At 57.5% G+C, this 18,203-nt stretch carries 15 protein-coding genes and 1 pseudogene; 7 read left to right on the top strand and 9 right to left on the bottom strand.

Annotated features, from left to right (window positions below; all coding sequences use genetic code 11):
* Positions 1-9: 9 nt before the first annotated feature.
* The 3 genes from FHL16_RS03265 to kdgD form a co-directional block, all read right to left on the bottom strand.
* Positions 10-1,467, bottom strand: coding sequence for an MFS transporter (locus FHL16_RS03265; protein WP_224795491.1), 1,458 nt, complete (start codon positions 1,465-1,467; stop codon positions 10-12).
* A gap of 75 nt (positions 1,468-1,542) precedes the next feature.
* On the bottom strand, positions 1,543-2,988 hold the full coding sequence (locus tag FHL16_RS03255; RefSeq protein WP_077747412.1) for an aldehyde dehydrogenase family protein: 1,446 nt from the start codon (positions 2,986-2,988) through the stop codon (positions 1,543-1,545).
* A gap of 58 nt (positions 2,989-3,046) precedes the next feature.
* Complete coding sequence (gene kdgD, locus FHL16_RS03250; RefSeq protein ID WP_010463384.1) at positions 3,047-3,958, bottom strand: 5-dehydro-4-deoxyglucarate dehydratase; 912 nt, start codon at positions 3,956-3,958, stop codon at positions 3,047-3,049.
* Positions 3,959-4,194: 236 nt separating this feature from the next.
* Here kdgD and FHL16_RS03245 point away from each other — a divergent pair, with 236 nt between their 5' ends.
* The 3 genes from FHL16_RS03245 to FHL16_RS03235 all read left to right on the top strand — a co-directional run bounded on the left by FHL16_RS03245 (position 4,195) and on the right by FHL16_RS03235 (position 6,327).
* Complete coding sequence (locus FHL16_RS03245; RefSeq protein ID WP_010463386.1) at positions 4,195-5,496, top strand: hypothetical protein; 1,302 nt, start codon at positions 4,195-4,197, stop codon at positions 5,494-5,496.
* Between the two features lie 14 nt (positions 5,497-5,510).
* Entirely contained in the window at positions 5,511-5,702 is a 192-nt protein-coding gene (locus FHL16_RS03240; protein WP_077747411.1) for a hypothetical protein, read from the top strand.
* A gap of 280 nt (positions 5,703-5,982) precedes the next feature.
* The gene (locus FHL16_RS03235; protein ID WP_077747410.1) at positions 5,983-6,327 is read left to right on the top strand and encodes a hypothetical protein; all 345 of its coding nucleotides are present in this window, start codon (positions 5,983-5,985) and stop codon (positions 6,325-6,327) included.
* Between the two features lie 140 nt (positions 6,328-6,467).
* On the opposite strand, the pseudogene FHL16_RS03230 reads toward FHL16_RS03235, so the two are convergent.
* Positions 6,468-6,650: pseudogene (locus FHL16_RS03230) on the bottom strand (FCD domain-containing protein); the annotation flags it as partial.
* Between the two features lie 124 nt (positions 6,651-6,774).
* Between FHL16_RS03230 and FHL16_RS03225 the strand changes: the two are divergent.
* Positions 6,775-7,173 (top strand): hypothetical protein, encoded by a 399-nt coding sequence (locus tag FHL16_RS03225; RefSeq protein WP_077747409.1) that lies wholly within the window; start codon positions 6,775-6,777, stop codon positions 7,171-7,173.
* Between the two features lie 42 nt (positions 7,174-7,215).
* Here FHL16_RS03225 and FHL16_RS03220 read toward each other — a convergent pair whose 3' ends face one another.
* The 4 genes from FHL16_RS03220 to FHL16_RS03205 all read right to left on the bottom strand — a co-directional run bounded on the left by FHL16_RS03220 (position 7,216) and on the right by FHL16_RS03205 (position 11,847).
* Positions 7,216-7,956, bottom strand: coding sequence for a FadR/GntR family transcriptional regulator (locus FHL16_RS03220; RefSeq protein ID WP_177346216.1), 741 nt, complete (start codon positions 7,954-7,956; stop codon positions 7,216-7,218).
* 251 nt (positions 7,957-8,207) lie between these two features.
* Positions 8,208-9,935 (bottom strand): ABC transporter ATP-binding protein/permease, encoded by a 1,728-nt coding sequence (locus tag FHL16_RS03215; RefSeq protein WP_010463398.1) that lies wholly within the window; start codon positions 9,933-9,935, stop codon positions 8,208-8,210.
* Between the two features lie 96 nt (positions 9,936-10,031).
* Entirely contained in the window at positions 10,032-10,592 is a 561-nt protein-coding gene (locus tag FHL16_RS03210) for a response regulator transcription factor (protein ID WP_007901386.1), read from the bottom strand.
* Positions 10,585-11,847, bottom strand: a complete 1,263-nt coding sequence (locus tag FHL16_RS03205) for an ATP-binding protein (protein WP_010463401.1) — start codon at positions 11,845-11,847, stop codon at positions 10,585-10,587. The genes FHL16_RS03210 and FHL16_RS03205 overlap by 8 nt, the downstream gene beginning before the upstream one ends.
* A 343-nt stretch (positions 11,848-12,190) precedes the next feature.
* Between FHL16_RS03205 and FHL16_RS03200 the strand changes: the two genes are divergently transcribed.
* On the top strand, positions 12,191-12,907 hold the full coding sequence (locus tag FHL16_RS03200; protein WP_010463403.1) for an SIMPL domain-containing protein: 717 nt from the start codon (positions 12,191-12,193) through the stop codon (positions 12,905-12,907).
* A gap of 219 nt (positions 12,908-13,126) precedes the next feature.
* On the opposite strand, the gene FHL16_RS03195 is transcribed toward FHL16_RS03200, so the two are convergent.
* Entirely contained in the window at positions 13,127-13,495 is a 369-nt protein-coding gene (locus tag FHL16_RS03195) for a DUF6124 family protein (protein ID WP_077747407.1), read from the bottom strand.
* A 1,084-nt stretch (positions 13,496-14,579) separates the two neighbouring features.
* On the opposite strand from FHL16_RS03195, the gene FHL16_RS03190 reads away from it, so the two are divergent.
* Together FHL16_RS03190 and FHL16_RS03185 are read left to right on the top strand one after the other, a co-directional pair.
* Positions 14,580-16,205 carry an ABC transporter substrate-binding protein gene (locus tag FHL16_RS03190; protein ID WP_010463407.1) on the top strand — a complete coding sequence of 542 codons (1,626 nt, stop codon included), beginning with the start codon at positions 14,580-14,582 and terminating at the stop codon, positions 16,203-16,205.
* Between the two features lie 307 nt (positions 16,206-16,512).
* Positions 16,513-18,114 carry an ABC transporter substrate-binding protein gene (locus FHL16_RS03185; RefSeq protein WP_010463409.1) on the top strand — a complete coding sequence of 534 codons (1,602 nt, stop codon included), beginning with the start codon at positions 16,513-16,515 and terminating at the stop codon, positions 18,112-18,114.
* Positions 18,115-18,203 lie beyond the last annotated feature (89 nt).

The following is an 18,203-nucleotide window of genomic DNA, read 5'->3' as shown; positions in this document are numbered from 1 at the left end:
CGCCGCTCCTCAGGAATGCGCTTGAGACAATTTGTTATTGGTTTCAGGACCGCTGACTGGCGGCTCTTTCAGCACCACACGTTTGATCGGACCGACGATCACCAGGTAGCTGAACACTGCAACCAGTGCGTTGCAACCGACAAACACCAGCGCCCATTTGAACGAACCGGTGGAGCTGATGATGTAGCCGATCACGATCGGGGTGGTGATCGAAGCGATGTTGCCGAAGGTGTTGAACAGGCCACCGCTCAGGCCGGCAATCTGTTTCGGCGAGGTGTCGGACACCACCGCCCAACCCAGCGCACCCACGCCTTTGCCGAAGAAGGCCAGGGCCATGAAGCCGACGACCATCCACTCGACATCAACATAGTTGCACGCCACGATGCTGCTGGAGACCAGCAAACCCGCGATGATCGGTGCCTTGCGAGCGAAGGTCAGGGAATGGCCCTTGCGCAGCAGGTAATCGGAAATCACCCCGCCAAGCACCCCCCCGATAAAGCCGCAGATCGCCGGCAACGAGGCAATGAAACCGGCCTTGAGGATGGTCATGCCGCGCTCTTGCACCAGGTACACCGGGAACCAGGTCAGGAAGAAGTAGGTGATGCCGTTGATGCAGTACTGGCCCAGATACACGCCGAGCATCATGCGGTTGGTCAGCAACTGGCGGATGTAGTCCCACTTCGGACCGTCGCCTTTTTTGCCTTTGCCTTTGTCCTGGTCCATGTCGACCATGCCGCCGTTGTCGGCGATGTGCTTGAACTCGGCGTCGTTGATCATCGGGTGCTGGCGCGGGCTGTAGATCACCTTCAGCCAGATCCCCGAGAAGATGATGCCGATCACGCCCATGACGATAAACACGTGCTGCCAGCCGAAGCTGTAGACGATCCAGCCCATCAGCGGTGCGAACAACACGGTGGCGAAGTACTGCGCCGAGTTGAAGATCGCCGAGGCCGTGCCGCGTTCAGCCGTCGGAAACCAGGCCGCGACGATACGGGCGTTACCCGGGAAGGATGGCGCTTCGGCCAGGCCCACCAGGAAGCGCAGCATGAACAGCGCAACCACTGCGGTGGACATGCCGAATTCGCCGACATAGCCCTGCAGAACGGTGAACAGCGACCAGGTGAAAATGCTTAGCGCGTAGATCTTTTTCGAGCCGAAACGGTCCAGCAGCCAGCCACCGGGAATTTGCCCGGCCACGTAAGCCCAACCGAATGCAGAGAAGATGTAACCGAGGGTGACCGCGTCGATGCCGAGGTCTTTTTGCAGGCTGGAGCCCGCAATGGCGATAGTGGCCCGGTCGGCGTAGTTGATCGTGGTCACCAGGAAAAGCATGAGCAAAATCAAATAGCGGACGTGAGTCGGCTTGGTCGCTTGCATGTACATGTACTCCCACTGATTATTTTTATGCGCGGGTGAATCTTTGGTTTTTCTGTGGGAGCAAGCCTGCTCACGATGGTGGTCAACGATGACGCGGGGCATCAGGTTTACCGCCGCGTCCTCAAGACCTTCGCGAGCAGGCTCGCTCCCACAGAGGGTGTTGCGTTACGAACCGATGTAGCTGGTCTTCACGACCGTGTAGAACTCTTGCGCGTAGCGACCTTGCTCGCGGGAACCATAGGATGAACCTTTACGCCCGCCGAATGGAACGTGGTAATCCACGCCCGCCGTCGGCAGGTTGACCATCACCATCCCGGCCTGGGAGTGGCGCTTGAAGTGGTTGGCGTACTTCAGCGACGTGGTGGCGATGCCCGCCGACAGACCGAATTCGGTGTCGTTGGCCATGGCCAGTGCGGCCTCGTAATCGGCGACGCGAACGATGTTCGCCACCGGGCCAAAGATCTCTTCACGGTTGATGCGCATCGCAGCTGTGCTGTCGGCAAACAGCGTTGGCGCGAGGTAGTAGCCTTCGGTGTCGCAAGTCACCAAGCCACCGCCGCTGACCAGACGAGCACCTTCGGACTGGCCGATGTCGATGTACTTCATGTCCTGTTCAAGCTGCGCTTGCGAGACGACCGGACCGATGTCGGTGCCGGTTTTCAACGCGTGACCGACCTTGATCGACTTCATGCGCTCGGCCATGGCTTCGACGAACTTGTCGTGAATCCCGGCGGTGACGATAAAGCGGCTCGACGCCGTGCAACGCTGACCGGTGGAATAGAACGCGCTCTGCACCGACAGCTCGACCGCTTGCTTCAGGTCGGCATCGTCGAGAATGATCTGCGGGTTCTTGCCACCCATTTCCAGCTGAACCTTGGCCTGACGCGAGACGCAACTGACGGCGATCTGACGACCGACACCGACAGAACCGGTGAAGCTGATGCCGTCGACTTTCGGGCTCTGCACCAGCGCATCGCCAACCACGCGACCGCTGCCCATCACCAGGTTGAAGACGCCGGCCGGGAAGCCTGCGCGGGAGATGATTTCCGCCAGCGCCCAGGCGCAACCCGGCACCAGATCGGCCGGTTTCAGCACGACGCAGTTGCCGTAGGCCAGGGCCGGGGCGATTTTCCACGAAGGGATCGCGATCGGGAAGTTCCACGGGGTGATCAGGCCAACGACGCCCAAGGCTTCGCGAGTGACTTCGACGTTCACACCCGGGCGCACCGACGGAAGATAGTCACCGGACAGGCGCAGGCACTCACCGGCGAAGAACTTGAAGATGTTACCGGCGCGGGTCACTTCGCCGATGGCTTCAGGCAGGGTCTTGCCCTCTTCCCGGGCCAGCAAGGTGCCAAGCTCTTCGCGGCGGGCGAGGATTTCGGTGCCGACTTTATCCAGTGAATCATGGCGAGCCTGAATGCCCGAAGTCGACCAGGCCGGAAACGCAGCGCGAGCGGCGTCGATGGCGGCGTGGACCTGGGCCAGATCAGCCTTGGCGTAGTCGCCGATGGTGTCGGTCAGTTCGGACGGGTTGATGTTGGCGCAGTAATCACTGCCCGCCACCCATTCACCGTTGATGTAGTTATCGAAACGCTTTGTATCAGCCACAACAATCTCCTCACGCAAAAGGCCGCTGATTGCTCAGCGGCCTTATTAATCGGGTGTGTTACTGCGCACCTTGCTTGTCGATCAGCGCGGCCAGAGCTTCGTACTCTTCTGGCAGCAGATCGGTCAGCGGTGCACGCACAGGACCTGCGTCATAACCGGCAATTTTTGCCCCGGCCTTGACGATGCTCACCGCATAACCGGCTTTGCGGTTACGGATGTCCAGGTACGGCAGGAAGAAGTCGTCGATGATCTTGCCAACGGTGGCGTGATCTTCGCGGGCAATGGCGTGGTAAAAATCCATCGCCGTTTTCGGGATGAAGTTGAACACCGCCGAGGAGTAGACCGGTACGCCCAATGCCTTGTAAGCAGCGGCATAGACTTCAGCGGTCGGCAAACCGCCCAGGTAGCTGAAGCGATCACCGAGGCGGCGACGGATCGATACCATCAACTCGATATCGCCCAGGCCATCCTTGTAGCCGATCAGGTTCGGGCAGCGCTCGGCCAGGCGTTCCAGCAATGGCGCGGTCAGGCGGCAGACGTTGCGGTTGTAAACCACCACGCCGATGTTCACCGATTTGCACACGGCTTCAACGTGGGCGGCAACGCCGTCCTGGCTGGCTTCGGTCAAGTAGTGCGGCAGCAGCAACAAGCCTTTGGCGCCCAGGCGCTCGGCTTCCTGTGCGTATTCGATGGCCTGGCGAGTCGAACCGCCCACACCAGCCAGAATCGGCACGCTGTTTTCGCAGGTGTCGACAGCCGTCTTGATGATTTCCGAATATTCGCTGGCCGCCAGAGAGAAGAACTCACCGGTGCCGCCTGCGGCGAACAACGCCGTGGCGCCGTATGGGGCCAGCCATTCGAGACGCTTGATGTAGCCCGCGCGATGGAAGTCGCCCTGAGCATTGAAATCGGTGACCGGGAAAGACAGCAGGCCAGAAGAGAGGATGGACTTCAGTTCTTGTGGATTCATTATTCGAACACCCTGGGTAGCAACGTTTGTGTGAGAAAAGCGTTCAGCCTGTGGCCGAGTTGTAGGTCATCGTACAACTTAAATAATAACCGTCAACTGCATTTCATCGTCGCGCCTGGAAATTTGTGTCGGAAGGGGATTTTCTTGACGTAGGAAATTTCTCACCTAAGCTCTGATTAGCTGTATATACATACAGCTATCTTGAAGCATACCGACGACATATCAAGGAGCCAGAAATGTCAGGTCTACACGCTCAACCGCAGGAAAAACCAGAACAGATCATCGCGAACCTGGACGATCTTTTTACTGAAGACGGTATCGCCGTCACCGCCAACAGTTCGCTTATGCTGAAGCTCGGCGAACATCACGACGCACCTCAAACAACTAACGCTACGCCTGGCAAAGCCTTGAAAGGCAAGCCACAGCTGAGGTTTGAGGGCGGCGAGCACACCGCCATCGGTGACGGTACGTTGCTGCGTTTTATCAAGGACGCGCCCGCTGTGCCCGCCTCGCAGGTAGCGCTGCATTTACCCAATGGACTGGCGCTGACTTACGGTCAGGTCATCGCTCTGGGCGGTGACTTTTATGGCATTCCCGATCAACCAGTCAGCGAAGGCGCCACGCCTGCCGACCGCGTCCAGCGCTTTACCAATGCCTTCAACTCGCTGGCGGTGCTGCCGGCGTCCAATGCCGAAGCCAAGCTGATCCTCGGCGTCATGCAGAAGGAAATCGCCGCCGTTAAACAGGCAATCAAAGACGGCAAACAGCCTCACGAGGCGTATGACGCACTCGGAGATACGTTGTCAGAAGAGTGGAACAGAATCACGGGCGGCGGCAGTTTCGTCTCGGCGCTGTTTCCCTTGGGGCGCTATCTGAAACTGGCCGCCAATAATGCTGACCACTTTGCCGAATGGGCGCTGCTGGCCTATATCTCCGGGCACACGGCAGCTCTGCAACAAGCGGTGAAGGCTCACAGCAGCAACGATGAAAAGCAGCTGGAACTGGCCTACGCGATGAATGCGTTTGCCGATCACTACCTGACCGACCTGTTTTCTGCCGGCCATTTGCGAGTACCGCGCAAACAGTTGGCTGCGGTGGTCACGCCCAGTGATCTGGGCTCACTGATTACCCGCTTCATGCACGACGAAGACAGCAAGTTCGGCCTCAATGTGCGCAACGGCACCGGCGATCACTGGCGTGGGTACGGCGACAAACGCTACTTCGACGCCATCGACAGCGCCAATCGTGTCCAGGTGAATCAGGCGGTGCAGGTGTCGGCGGATGAAGTGTTTGCGGCGTATCTCAGCGGCACCGTCACGGTTCCCGATAATTTTGGCGCCTTGAAAAAGACCCCGGATCTGCAAGCCGTATTGAATCCTGCGAACAACTTTTCACCGTTGTTCCGGGTTGAAGGCAGCAAGGTGCTGCGGCGCAAGGACGTCAACAACCTGAACGACACCGCCACCGTCGATGACTGGTGGGGCTGGAGTACTTACTTGCTGCTCAAGGATTACAACCCCACTGGCAACGTGGCTTGATAAGGAGATTGATGATGACGATTAAATTGAAACTGGAACTGGCTTCAGGGCAATCGCTGGAGGGTGCGCCGTTGGAGTTGTTGTCCAAGGGTGTGCCCATTGCCCGCGGAAATGTGGATAAGCAGGGGGGGGTGACCTTCGAGGTTAAATCGGCGAAGACTGAATTGGCGGTACGGGTGGATCGTTCAGTTCTGAAAACCGGCTGAGGCGATTGCCCCATCACGAGCAGGCTCGCACCCATTAGTCTTTGGTATTCCACTGATTAGAACCCAAATGGAAGCGAGCCTGCCTTTGAACGCAAATCTCGGGACAAGTAAACACACGACACAAAACACTGACCGTTCGTCTGAACTGTAAATTCTGACAGTAGCACGACATCAACTGCGGTGACTTAATCACCTCAGGAGTTAACGAACCGGCCCCTTAGAACGCTTATAAAAGAGCGTTTATCAAAATGGTTCGACTTATTGTTGAAGGACTTTATTCATGACAGTACAAAAGAACGACTTGGCGCCCCCAAAAGTTAAAAATGTTGAAGAAGGTGTTTTGAGCGTTAGCCAAATTATTGGATCAGTCTCAATAACAGTGGAACCCATCGCAGATGCGAACAAGGGGGATGAATTAGCATTTATTGTAAAAACCTCTACAGGCAAATCCATCGTGTATTCAGTGACTATAGAAATTCCATCAGATGCATACGGATACGGAGCCGAAAAAAACTTCTTCGAAACAGGTTTGGCAGAAGGCGCCAGTGTTGAAGTGCAATACACTGTGACAAGAGATGGGGGAGTGAGACACTCCCCTAAGGTGAAATTTAGGCTCGTACAATAAGAGACGCGGACAGTTCTGTTAATCAGATTACTGTCCGCTATGGCCACTGAGATCTTCTACAGCGCACGCACCACCTGATTAACCCGGCGCTTTGGAATATTGCGACTTATACAAAACTCAGCTATCGGCGATAAAAAGCATTAACGCTGCGCCTCAGCCTCTTCATGAGCATGGCGCAGCCGCTCCCGACTGTTCGTCAAATGCAAACGCATTGCCGCCCGCGCCGCATCCGAATCCTGGCGCGCAATCGCGTCGTAAATCTCTTCGTGTTCGCGGCTCAGGCGACTCATGCGCTGTTGATCGTCATGGGCTACGCGCGCGCTCCAGTGCGTAACGACCCCTGGTCGCAACTGTCATTTCTGACAGTAGCCAACATTAAAAGCATCTGATGAACTGATGTCGCGGATAAGTTATCGCAAAATTACTTTTTATATATGGAGATTCGCCATGAGCACTGTCGAACTAACAAAAGTGGAAAAACCTGTAAAATCGCCAGTATCACCAGAATTAGCCGCGCCCACCGCCCCTGGAACAGATGGAACTACCCTTTACATAAAGGACTTCGGAGAAATCCATCAATTTAGGTTTAATTTCGCCGTTCAATATACAGGTCAAACTGGCGGGCAAGAATGCATGTTCTTTATAAAATTTCAAGATGAGGGCGGTTACGAAATGCTCTGGCGAGGCGAATTTTCTATTACAGGCATGGAACAGCACATCAAAAAAATCACCACGTCTATATTCGATACCATTGTTAACAAAAGTACGGCTGAGTTTTGGTATGAGGTAGAAATTGACGGGATCAAAAAAGAATCACACCCCCTTCGTCTCATCGTGGTGCGTTAGCAAAAGCGCTACAAAAAAACTGGGTCCCACCAACCGCAACTCTCAGCGCTGCGCCTCAGCCTCTTCATGCGCGTGGCGCAGCCGCTCCCGACTGTTCGTCAAACGCATTGCCGCCCGCGCCGCATCCGAATCCTGGCGCGCAATCGCGTCGTAAATCTCTTCGTGTTCGCGGCTCAGGCGACTCATGTAGTGCTGCTGATCATCATGGGCCAGGCGCGCGGAGTTCAGGCGGGTGCGCGGAATGATGCTGGTGCCCAGGTGGGTCATGATGTCGGTGAAGTAGCGGTTACCAGTCGACAGGGCGATTTGCAGGTGGAACTGGAAGTCGGACGCCACGGCATCACTGGCGTGGGCGGCGCTTTCATTCAAGGCGTCCAGCGCAGCGCGCATCAAGGCCAACTGTTCCGGGCTGCGGCGCTGTGCAGCGAGGCCGGCGGACTCCACTTCGAGGCTGATGCGCAGTTCCAGAATCGCCAATACGTCACGCAGGGTGACCACGGTCGCCGGGTCGATGCGAAAACCGCTCGGGCTCGGGGTGTCGAGCACGAAGGTGCCGATGCCGTGACGGGTTTCCACCTGGCCAGCGGCCTGCAAACGTGAAATTGCTTCGCGAACCACGGTTCGGCTGACGCCATGGGCATCCATGATCGCCGACTCGGTGGGCAATTTGTCGCCACGTTTGAGGTGGCCGTCGCGGATCTGCTCGGACAGCACCGTCACCAATTCCTGTGCGAGGCTGCGGCGCTTGCGAGGGAGGCGTGGTGCGTCGATCGGGTTTTCCATGGTGAACGTCTGTCTCGAAAATTGCGGCTGAAACCGCATCATAGCTCAACGCGGTTGTACGATCACCACCACCCACTTTTGTAAGAGCAACTGTGGCGTGGGGATTTATCCCCGTTGGATGGCGCAGCCATCCCAAAACCCACAGCCTCGGTGCATCAGGTATGCCGAGTGCAGTGGTTTTGCGACGGCTGCGACGCCGAACGGGGATAAATCCCCCGCCACAAAAGCTCGTTCCCACACGGATTGTGGTGTTATGCGATCACGGTCTGGTCCACCAGATGTCCATTTTCAATGCGCACATGCCGTGGGTGGAAACGCTTCAGACTGCTGCGATGCCCGACGCTGACGATGCTCAACCCCGGTATCTCATCGATCAAGGCCTGATACAGCGACGCCTCATCCTCTTCGTCCATCGCCGACGTCGCCTCGTCCATGTACAACCACTGTGGTGCATAGAGCAGCGCACGAGCGAAGGCCAGCCGTTGCTGTTCACCCGGCGACAGCATGCGCTGCCAGTGATTGGCCTCGTCCAGGCGCGCAACAAGGTGCGGCAAGCGGCAAGTTTCCAGCACATGCACATACCGCTCGTGCGGATAAGTCCCGCCGGCCTGTGGATAACTCAGTGCCTCGCGCAACGTGCCAATCGGCAGATACGGCTTTTGTGGCAGGAACAGGTAACGCGCCGTCGGCAGACGAATGCTGCCATGACCCGCCGGCCACAGGTGCCCCATCGCCCGCAGCAAGGTCGACTTGCCGCTGCCGGAACGACCGCTGAGCATGACGCGCTCGCCCTCCTCCACGGTCATGTCGGCGTTGGTCAGCAAGTGACGACCGTCGGCCAGATCGAGGCCCAGGTTGTGCACCTTCAAGGCTGTACCCGAATTCTGCACATCAATCGCCGGCGCTCGCTCTTCGTTGTCGGTCATCGCCTGGCGGAAACTCAGCAGACGATCACAGGTGGCTCGCCAAGCGGCCAAGTCCTGGTAGGCGCTGATGAACCAGCTGAAGTTCTCCTGCACGTTGCCGAACGCTGAGTTGATTTGCATCAGCTCGCCAAGCTCGATCTTGCCGGCGAAGTAACGCGGCGCGGCGACCATAAACGGGAAAATGATTGCGATCTGGCCATAACCGGAGGTGAAGAAGGTCAGGCGCTTGGACACTTTCATGATGTCCCAGAAGTTATGCCAGACCAGCCCGAAGCGCCCGCTCAGACGGCGGTTTTCATTGGGTTCGCCGTTGTACAGCGCGATGCTTTCCGCGTTCTCGCGAACCCGCACCATGGAAAAACGCAGGTCAGCTTCGAAGCGTTGTTGATTGTTGTTGAGGCCAATCAAACGACGGCCAATCAAGTGCGTCAGCCAGCTGCCGACGGCGGCATAAACCAGAGCGCACCAGAACATGTAGCCGGGGATGGTGAAACCGAACACTTCGATGCTGCCCGACACACCCCACAGAATGATCGAAAACGACACCAGACTGACGACGTTGCGGATCAGGCCCAGCCCCAGGCCCAGCGTATTGGAGGTGAAGCTATTGAGGTCTTCGGAAATCCGCTGGTCAGGGTTATCGGTGTAACCGCCCTGCTCCAGTTGGTAGTAGTTTTTATGACCGAGCCAACGGGCGAAGTGCTGCTCGGTGAGCCAGGCCCGCCAGCGAATCGTCAGCATCTGCGTCAGGTAGAGCCGATACACCGCACCGAGAATCGCCACCGCCGCGATCCCGCAGAAGTACAGAATCAGTTGCCAGAAAGCCGCTTCGTCCTTCTTTTGCAGGGCGTTGTAAAAATCCTTGTACCAACTGTTGACCCACACCGAAATCGCCACGCTGAACAGTGACAGCGCAATCACGGCGATCAGCAATGTCCAGGCCTTGCCCTTCTCTTCGCTGCGCCAATACGGCGTGGTCATCGCCCAGACTTTGCGAAAAAACTGCCCGCGCACAGCATCGTTGACCGCGGAATACTCAGCGTTCTGATTCATGGAAAAGGCTCGATAAAGAAAAGAACACACCCGAACCGATCATAGATGATCGGTTCGGGTTATCGCGAGGGCTGGCGTTAATCGTTCAGCGTCCGTTCAGCGGCGGACCGGACGCTTTTGCAGTTTGCGCTGCAGCGTGCGGCGGTGCATGCCCAAGGCGCGGGCAGTGGCGGAGATGTTGCCTTCGTGTTCGGTCAGTACGCGCTGGATGTGCTCCCATTGCAGGCGGTCCACCGACATCGGGTTTTCTGGCACCAGGGTGTCGAGGTCAGCATGCTCGGAAAGCAGCGCGGCCAGCACGTCGTCAGCGTCAGCCGGCTTGCAAAGATAGTTGCAAGCGCCGCGCTTGATGGCCTCGACGGCGGTGGCAATGCTCGAGTAGCCGGTGAGGATCACCACGCGCATTTCCGGGTCAAGTTCGAGCAGTTTGGGCAGCAACACCAGGCCTGAGTCGCCGTCCATTTTCAGGTCCAGCGCGGCGTAATCCGGGATGTCGGCCTGGGCGATGGTCAGCCCTTCTTCGGCGGAACCGGCGGTGCTGACGCGAAAACCACGGCGGGCCATGGCGCGGGCCATCACACGGGTAAAGGTTGCATCGTCGTCTACCAGCAGCAAATGCGGCAGTTCTTCGCCTTCAACTTGGATCTCGTCACTCATGTTCGTCTCCTCGGGCGACACGGGGCAGGCGCAGCTCGGTGAGCGTGCCGCCTTCCTCATGACTGTAGAGTTTCACTGAGCCGCCGGCGCGTGTCACGCTGGCCTTGCTCAAAAACAGGCCGAGGCCGAAACCTTTGCCCTTGGTGGTAAAAAACGGCTTGCCGATCTGTTCGGCAATGGCCAGCGGCACGCCGGCGCCATGGTCGCGAATGCTGATGGTCAGGTCCTCGGCATTCCAGTCCAGCGTCACTTGCAGCCCTTCGGGGCACGCATCGGCGGCGTTGTTGAGCAAATTCAGCAAGGCTTGCGTCAGGTCTGGCGGCGGTGCCATGCGTGGCACCGTGCCCTGGCCCAGCCGTTGGAAACGGTAACTGGCTTCCGGGCGCATCAAGTGCCAGCGGTTCAGCGCTTCGTCGAGCCAGTCGGTGACGTCCTGCATTTCCACCGCCAGGCGTCGATTGGCCTCGGCGGCGCGCACCAGTTGCTGCAAGGTCTCTTTGCAGAGTTTGACCTGATCTTGCAACACGCTTAAATCATCCTGCAACAGCGGGTCGGGATGGTCCTGGCGCATTTCCTTGAGCAACACGCTCATGGTGGCCAACGGCGTGCCCAACTCATGGGCGGCGCCGGCCGCCTGGGTCGCGACGGCCAGCAATTGCTGGTCGCGCAGGCCTTCTTCACGACGGATGGCGCGCAGTTCTTCCTGGCGGCGCAGCTCTTCGGCCATGCGCGCGGCAAAGAATGTGATGACGGCGGCGGCAAGGGCGAAACTCAGCCACATGCCGTAGATCTGCAAGTTTTCCCGGGCGATGGGGAAGGTTTCCAGCGGATAGAACCGCGCCAGCAACAACGTATAAAGCGCCAGCGCGATACCGGACAGAATCACCGAATAGCGCCACGGCAACGTCACGGCGGCGATGGTCAGCGGCACCAGGTAATAGGAAACGAACGGGTTGGTCGAACCGCCGGAGAAATACAGCAGGGCACTGTGGATAAACAGATCACAGGCCAGTTGCAGGGCATATTCCAGCTCGGTGACCGGCCACGAGGTGCGCAGGCGAACCGCCGTGAACGCGCACAGCAGCGTCGAGCAGCCGAGGGTCATCGCCAGTTGCACCCACGGCAACGGCAGCAGATCGAACCAGTAGGCCAGGCCCACGGAACCAGCCTGAGCGGCGAGTACCAAGGTGCGGATGAAGGTCAGCCGCCAAAGGTTCTGGCGAGTGGCGGAAGTGATTTGAACGGGGGCGAGCATGAGCTCTCCTGATGAGCGCTCCAGGCGGATCGCACGGAGTATAACCAAGCACGGGGGCTGGCAGGCAAAAGTGCGGCAAACAGCCACATGGCAGGAAGTTCTGCTGCGTCTATAAGGACGCCTTCGCGGGCAAGCCTCGCTCCTACAGGAATGTGTCGTTCAAAGGATTGGCGTACGACACATTCCTGTAGGAGCGAGGCTTGCCCGCGAATGGCCTCGACACGGTCTCCCCCATTCCATCTGTATGGAAGTTGTAACTGTGCGAACCGGATCAATAAAGTTAGAGTCTGATGGTTTCACGCAGGCTCGGACCTTAACCCCTGCGCACCTCCAAGGAGTTTTCATGCACAGTTTCCGCCGCAGCGCCGCTCTTCTTGCCCTTAGCGTTGGCACCGTCGCCAGCCTCCCGGCCCTGGCCGCCGACGAACTTCATTACAACCAGATCGCCCTGCGTGCCGAAGTCAGCCAGGAAGTGGCCCGCGATCAGATGATCGTGACCCTCTACACCGAAGAACAGAACACCGACCCGGCCAAACTCGCCGCCGACGTCAGCACCACCATGAACAAAGCGCTGGCCCAGGCCAAACAAGTCAAGGAAGTCACCCTGCGCCAGGGCAGCCGCAACAGCTACCCGATCTACGACACCAAGGGCCAGAAAATCACCGGCTGGCGTGAACGCGCCGAACTGCGCATGGAAAGCTCCGACTTCGCCGCACTGTCGAAGCTGACCGGCGAACTGCTGACCGACCTGAAAATGGGTGGCATGGACTTCGCCATCGCCACGCCAACGCGCAAGGCCAGCGAAGACGCGCTGCTCAAAGAAGCTGTCACCGCCTTCAAGGCCCGCGCGCAGCTGGCAACCGATGCGTTGGGTGGCAAGGGTTACAAAATCGTCAGCCTGAACCTGAACAGCAACGGTTATCCACAGCCGTACATGCGTGGGCCGATGATGATGAAAGCGGCCGGCATGGATGGCGCTCCGGTGACGCCAGAGGTTGAGGCCGGCACCAGCCAGGTGAGCATGACGGCAGATGGTGCGATTGAAGTGTTGATGCCTTGATTCGATAACCCGTACACAGAAACGGCGGTCACTGAAGTGATCGCCGTTTTTTGTTGCCTGGCGGAAAGCCGGCAGGTTTGTCTGATGATTTTGTGGTGATTGATCCACCGTCATCGCGTGCAGGCTCACTCCTACATGGGATCAGAGTCGTACACAAAACCCATGTACACACTCGCCCCCAGTGGGAGCGAGCCTGCTCGCGAAAAACGATAACGCGGTCTACGCCGGATCGACGTTATCCAGCGCCCGATTCACTGCCAACTCCGCCAGCATGATGATCTGCTGAATCGCCAACACCGTATTTCTCTGCGGGCCGATCAGGTTTGCTGCGAAATCACTGGCCATGACACTGGCAGACGCCAATGACTCGCAAGCTTGTGCCAGGAGACTTTCGCTGTCCATGTCCGGGGCGACCATGAACATGGTGCTGGGACGGCGGGGTTTGGGGGCGTATTGATCGGGGGGATCGAGGTAATAATCGAGGGCGCGCTTTATGGCTTCGTGATCCTTGAGGAGCGTTTCGGCTTCGGTGGCTTCGGCAGTGGGGGTTGTGGTGTTGAAGGGTGGATCGGGGACAATTTTGCTCATTTGCTTTCCCTGTTCATTTTTGGAGCCATCACTTTTCGTTTCTCACACGGAAAGTGGTGGCAGCTATGTGCAGGGTGAGAAAACCGGGAACAGAGAACCGGCCGGACCGAAGTCCGCCCGCACACAGCCGCCATAGAGCATTACAGGCAGCGTATAGCTGGCGGCAATTATGGTGATGCTGGCGCTAGATTCATACATATCTGTTCCCGGGTTCTCACACCCGTTCGCTGAGTTCTTCAGCGACAGTCAGAGGTTAGAGACACTGCTTCCTACCCGGCAACCTGAAAAATGCGTGGGAAATCGCTGTGTTTTTTACACATCTTTCAACACACAAAAATGAAACGCGGAGCCTCCCGGGCGGCATTCCCACGCGGAGCATGGGAACGATCAATCGGGAGCAACAGAAAGAGACAGGTCGGCTGTCAGGCCGCCTTCGCGGGCAAGCCTCGCTCCTACAGAGGACCGGGGTCATCTGGAAGCAAGGATCGGCAAACAGGCTCGTCGCCAACACTTGACCTATGCATATCCGTCATAAAAAGCTCAGGGATAAGACGCTCAACACGTGGAAAACAGCCAATAGTGCTACCGCAAGCAGCAGACAGGTTGCACCCTCGGTACTACCCACCACTCCCACGTAGCCTCCATCACCTCCCGGATCCAAATCATCCCCACAGATGTCCACTGCCAGACAGTAACGCAACAATCTGCCCCCACAGACACAACAACCCTTTAAACAACAAACACCTACCCACCCAACTACAACTCAATCTCATTCACGCCCACACCTCTCATCCACGCCCCTCAAAGATGGGTATAAATAAGTAACACCTCGCTCCAACCGGGTGCGAAAGTCTTGCCGATTGCCCCGTCGCGGTGCGCCAGATGCACCGAAAAAACCCTGCGCAAACGGTCAAATGCGCATGAATTTATACATATGCGACATTAAGGTACGTTCGTGCCACCGTTTAACGCCTGTGGTCGCTCCGGATCTTGCAATGGGTATGGCCCCTGCATAAGTATCCGCAGGCACGACTCACGAGGTCGTCCTCTAATTCCAAAAATGACAACAAATCATGAGGCCAACATGCTTAAACACGCGGTCATTCCGTTTTTAGTCGGCGCAGGCTTGTTAGCCTCCGCACCTTTCGCCCAAGCGGCGACTAACCTGGTGTTTTGCTCCGAAGGGAGCCCGGCCGGTTTTGATCCTGGTCAGTACACCACCGGAACCGACTTCGACGCCTCTGCAGAAACCATGTTCAACCGCCTGACCCAGTTCGAGCGCGGCGGCACCGCCGTGATTCCTGGTCTGGCAACCAAGTGGGACATCTCCGATGATGGCCTGACTTACACCTTCCACCTGCGTGAAGGCGTGAAGTTCCACACCACCCCGTATTTCAAGCCGACTCGTGAGTTCAACGCCGACGACGTGCTGTTCACCTTCAATCGGATGATTGACAAGAACGACCCGTTCCGCAAAGCGTACCCGACCGAATTCCCGTACTTCACCGACATGGGGATGGATACCAACATCACCAAGATCGATAAAGTCGACGACCACACCGTCAAGTTCACCCTTAAAGAAGTTGATGCCGCGTTCATCCAGAACATGGCCATGAGCTTCGCCTCCGTCCAGTCCGCCGAGTACGCTGCCCAGCTGCTCAAGGAAGGCAAGGCCGCCGACATCAACCAGAAGCCGGTCGGCACCGGTCCGTTCGTGTTCAAGAGCTACCAGAAAGACTCCAACATCCGCTACACCGGGAACAAGGACTACTGGAAGCCTGACGACGTCAAGATCGACAACCTGATCTTCGCCATCACCACCGACCCGTCGGTGCGTATTCAGAAGCTGAAGAAGAACGAGTGCCAGATCACTCTGTTCCCACGTCCAGCCGACCTGAAGGCGCTGCAAGAAGACAAGACCTTGAAGGTGCCTAACCAGGCTGGTTTCAACCTGGGTTACATCGCCTACAACGTGATGGACAAGATCAAGGGCAGCGATCAGCCGAACCCGATGGCTCAATTGAAAGTGCGTCAGGCACTGGACATGGCCGTCAACAAGCAGCAGATCATCGACTCCGTCTACCAAGGTGCTGGTCAACTGGCCGTCAACGCCATGCCGCCAACCCAGTGGTCTTACGACACCACCATCAAGGATGCGCCGTACAACCCTGAGAAAGCCAAAGAGCTGCTCAAGGAAGCCGGCGTCAAGGAAGGCACCGAGATCAACCTGTGGGCGATGCCGGTACAGCGTCCGTACAACCCGAACGCCAAACTGATGGCTGAAATGCTGCAGTCCGACTGGGCCAAGATCGGTATCAAGGCCAAGATCGTGACCTACGAGTGGGGCGAGTACATCAAGCGCTCCAAAGGCGGCGAAAACGGCGCGATGCTGATTGGCTGGAGCGGCGACAACGGTGACCCGGACAACTGGCTGAACGTGCTGTTCGGCTGCGACTCGCTGCAGGGCAACAACTTCTCCAAGTGGTGCGACAAGAAGTTCGACGGCATCGTCAAAGAGGCCAAGCGCACGACCGATCAGGGCAAGCGCACCGAACTGTACAAACAGGCGCAGCACGTCCTCAAAGACGCTGTTCCAATGACACCTATCGCTCACTCGACGGTGTTCCAACCCATGCGCGACAACGTGCAGGACTTCAAGATCAGCCCGTTTGGCTTGAACTCCTTCTACGGCGTCAGCGTCAGCAAATAAGGTTTTGCAACGGCGACGTATTTAACGTCGCCGTTGTTTTATCTGCCGAGAAAGTAGGAAAACGCCTACATCCAATTCCGTCACGGATGACCATCGTGATGTCGGATGCGTTGCCTTTTCCCACAAGTCTTTCGGACTCTACGCATTTACTGCCGGACCCACGGCTCATACCGTCGGGATCTGACCAGTTCATGCGTGGGCTCTCGGTTTTGCTGCATGGCATGGTTTGAACTCAGTGATGCCTCCACGTCCGCGGACGGGACGGCGGTTCATTGAAGACACTTAGAGAACAAGAAAAGGGAGCGTCATGCGCCATACCTTGGTTTTATCCGCATTGCTGGGCACCGGCCTGTTGGCCGCCACTTCCATCAGCCAGGCCGCCAATAACAGCCTGGTGTTCTGCTCCGAAGGCAGCCCGGCTGGCTTCGACACTGCGCAGTACACGACATCGACCGACAACGATGCCGCCGAGCCGTTGTACAACCGATTGGCAGAGTTTGAAAAAGGCGCCACCAACGTCGTACCCGGCCTGGCCACTCGCTGGGATATTTCCGAGGACGGCCTCAAGTACACCTTTCACCTACGCGAAGGTGTGAAATTTCACACGACCAAGTACTTCACGCCGACCCGTGATTTCAACGCCGATGACGTGCTGTTCACGTTCAATCGCATGCTCGATCCGCAACAACCTTTCCGTAAGGCTTATCCGACCGAGTTCCCGTATTTCAACGGGATGAGCCTGAACAAGAACATCGCCAAGGTCGAGAAGACCGGGCCGCTGACCGTGGTCATGACGCTCAACAGCGTCGACGCCGCGTTCATCCAGAACATCGCCATGAGCTTCGCCGCTATTCTGTCCGCCGAATACGCCGACAAACTGCTGGCCGAAGGCAAGCCGAGCGACATCAACCAGAAGCCGATCGGCACTGGCCCGTTCGCCTTCAAGAGCTACCAGAAAGATTCCAACATCCGCTACACCGGCAACAAGCAGTACTGGGACCCGAGCCGGGTCAAGCTCGACAACCTGATCTTCTCGATCAACACCGACGCGTCGGTGCGGGTGCAGAAGCTCAAGGCCAATGAGTGCCAGATCACATTGAGCCCGCGCCCCGCCGACGTTCCCGCGTTGAAGAACGACCCGGCACTCAAGCTCATCGAGAAGCCCGGCTTCAACCTGGGCTACATCGCCTACAACGTGCGCCACAAGCCTTTCGACCAGCTCGAAGTGCGTCAGGCGCTGGACATGGCGGTGAACAAGCAGGGCATTCTCAACGCCGTTTACCAGGGCGCCGGTCAATTGGCCGTCAACGCCATGCCACCGACTCAATGGTCCTACGACGACACAATCAAGGACGTTGCCTACAACCCGGAAAAAGCCAAGGAACTGCTCAAGGCTGCCGGCGTGAAAGAAGGCACCGAAATCACCTTGTGGGCGATGCCCGTTCAGCGCCCTTACAACCCGAACGCCAAGTTGATGGCCGAAATGCTCCAGGCTGACTGGGCAAAAATCGGCCTCAAAGTGAAGATCGTCAGCTATGAATGGGGCGAGTACATCAAGCGCACCAAGAATGGCGAACACGACGTCAGCCTGATTGGCTGGACCGGCGACAATGGGGACCCGGACAACTGGCTCGGCACGCTTTACAGCTGCGACGCCATTGGTGGCAACAACTACTCCATGTGGTGCGATCCGGCTTACGACAAGTTCATCAAGCAGGCCAAGGTCGTCACCGACCGCGACCAGCGCACCGTGCTCTACAAACAGGCGCAGCACTACCTCAAGCAACAAGTGCCGATCACGCCTATCGCCCATTCAACGGTTAACCAGCCGTTGAGCGCCAAAATCGAAGGATTCAAGGTGAGTCCATTCGGTCGTAACGTGTTCTCGGGCGTCAGTATCGACCAATAACCGATTAGCCAGAACGCTGGGGGCGCATTGCGCCCTCACGCAAACGTATTGCCGTAATTCGCCAATCCGGCATAAAGCAAACGTTTGCG

The sequence above is a fragment of the Pseudomonas sp. FSL W5-0299 genome (genome assembly GCF_005930655.1).
In the GTDB taxonomy this organism is placed as follows: Bacteria; Pseudomonadota; Gammaproteobacteria; order Pseudomonadales; family Pseudomonadaceae; genus Aquipseudomonas; species Aquipseudomonas mandelii.
Note: the sequence above shows the minus strand (reverse complement) of the source record. Positions and strands in the feature narration are given on the sequence as shown.

Excerpts from the sequence above, each read along its gene's own strand:
- FHL16_RS03200 (WP_010463403.1), top strand. The coding sequence starts at position 12,191 with ATGCACAGTTTCCGCCGCAGCGCCGCTCTTCTTGCCCTTAGCGTTGGC.
- FHL16_RS03240 (WP_077747411.1), top strand. The coding sequence starts at position 5,511 with ATGACGATTAAATTGAAACTGGAACTGGCTTCAGGGCAATCGCTGGAG.
- FHL16_RS03195 (WP_077747407.1), bottom strand. The coding sequence starts at position 13,495 with ATGAGCAAAATTGTCCCCGATCCACCCTTCAACACCACAACCCCCACT.
- FHL16_RS03190 (WP_010463407.1), top strand. The coding sequence starts at position 14,580 with ATGCTTAAACACGCGGTCATTCCGTTTTTAGTCGGCGCAGGCTTGTTA.
- FHL16_RS03225 (WP_077747409.1), top strand. The coding sequence starts at position 6,775 with ATGAGCACTGTCGAACTAACAAAAGTGGAAAAACCTGTAAAATCGCCA.
- FHL16_RS03235 (WP_077747410.1), top strand. The coding sequence starts at position 5,983 with ATGACAGTACAAAAGAACGACTTGGCGCCCCCAAAAGTTAAAAATGTT.
- kdgD (WP_010463384.1), bottom strand. The coding sequence starts at position 3,958 with ATGAATCCACAAGAACTGAAGTCCATCCTCTCTTCTGGCCTGCTGTCT.
- FHL16_RS03185 (WP_010463409.1), top strand. The coding sequence starts at position 16,513 with ATGCGCCATACCTTGGTTTTATCCGCATTGCTGGGCACCGGCCTGTTG.
- FHL16_RS03215 (WP_010463398.1), bottom strand. The coding sequence starts at position 9,935 with ATGAATCAGAACGCTGAGTATTCCGCGGTCAACGATGCTGTGCGCGGG.
- FHL16_RS03245 (WP_010463386.1), top strand. The coding sequence starts at position 4,195 with ATGTCAGGTCTACACGCTCAACCGCAGGAAAAACCAGAACAGATCATC.
- FHL16_RS03220 (WP_177346216.1), bottom strand. The coding sequence starts at position 7,956 with ATGGAAAACCCGATCGACGCACCACGCCTCCCTCGCAAGCGCCGCAGC.
- FHL16_RS03205 (WP_010463401.1), bottom strand. The coding sequence starts at position 11,847 with ATGCTCGCCCCCGTTCAAATCACTTCCGCCACTCGCCAGAACCTTTGG.
- FHL16_RS03210 (WP_007901386.1), bottom strand. The coding sequence starts at position 10,592 with ATGAGTGACGAGATCCAAGTTGAAGGCGAAGAACTGCCGCATTTGCTG.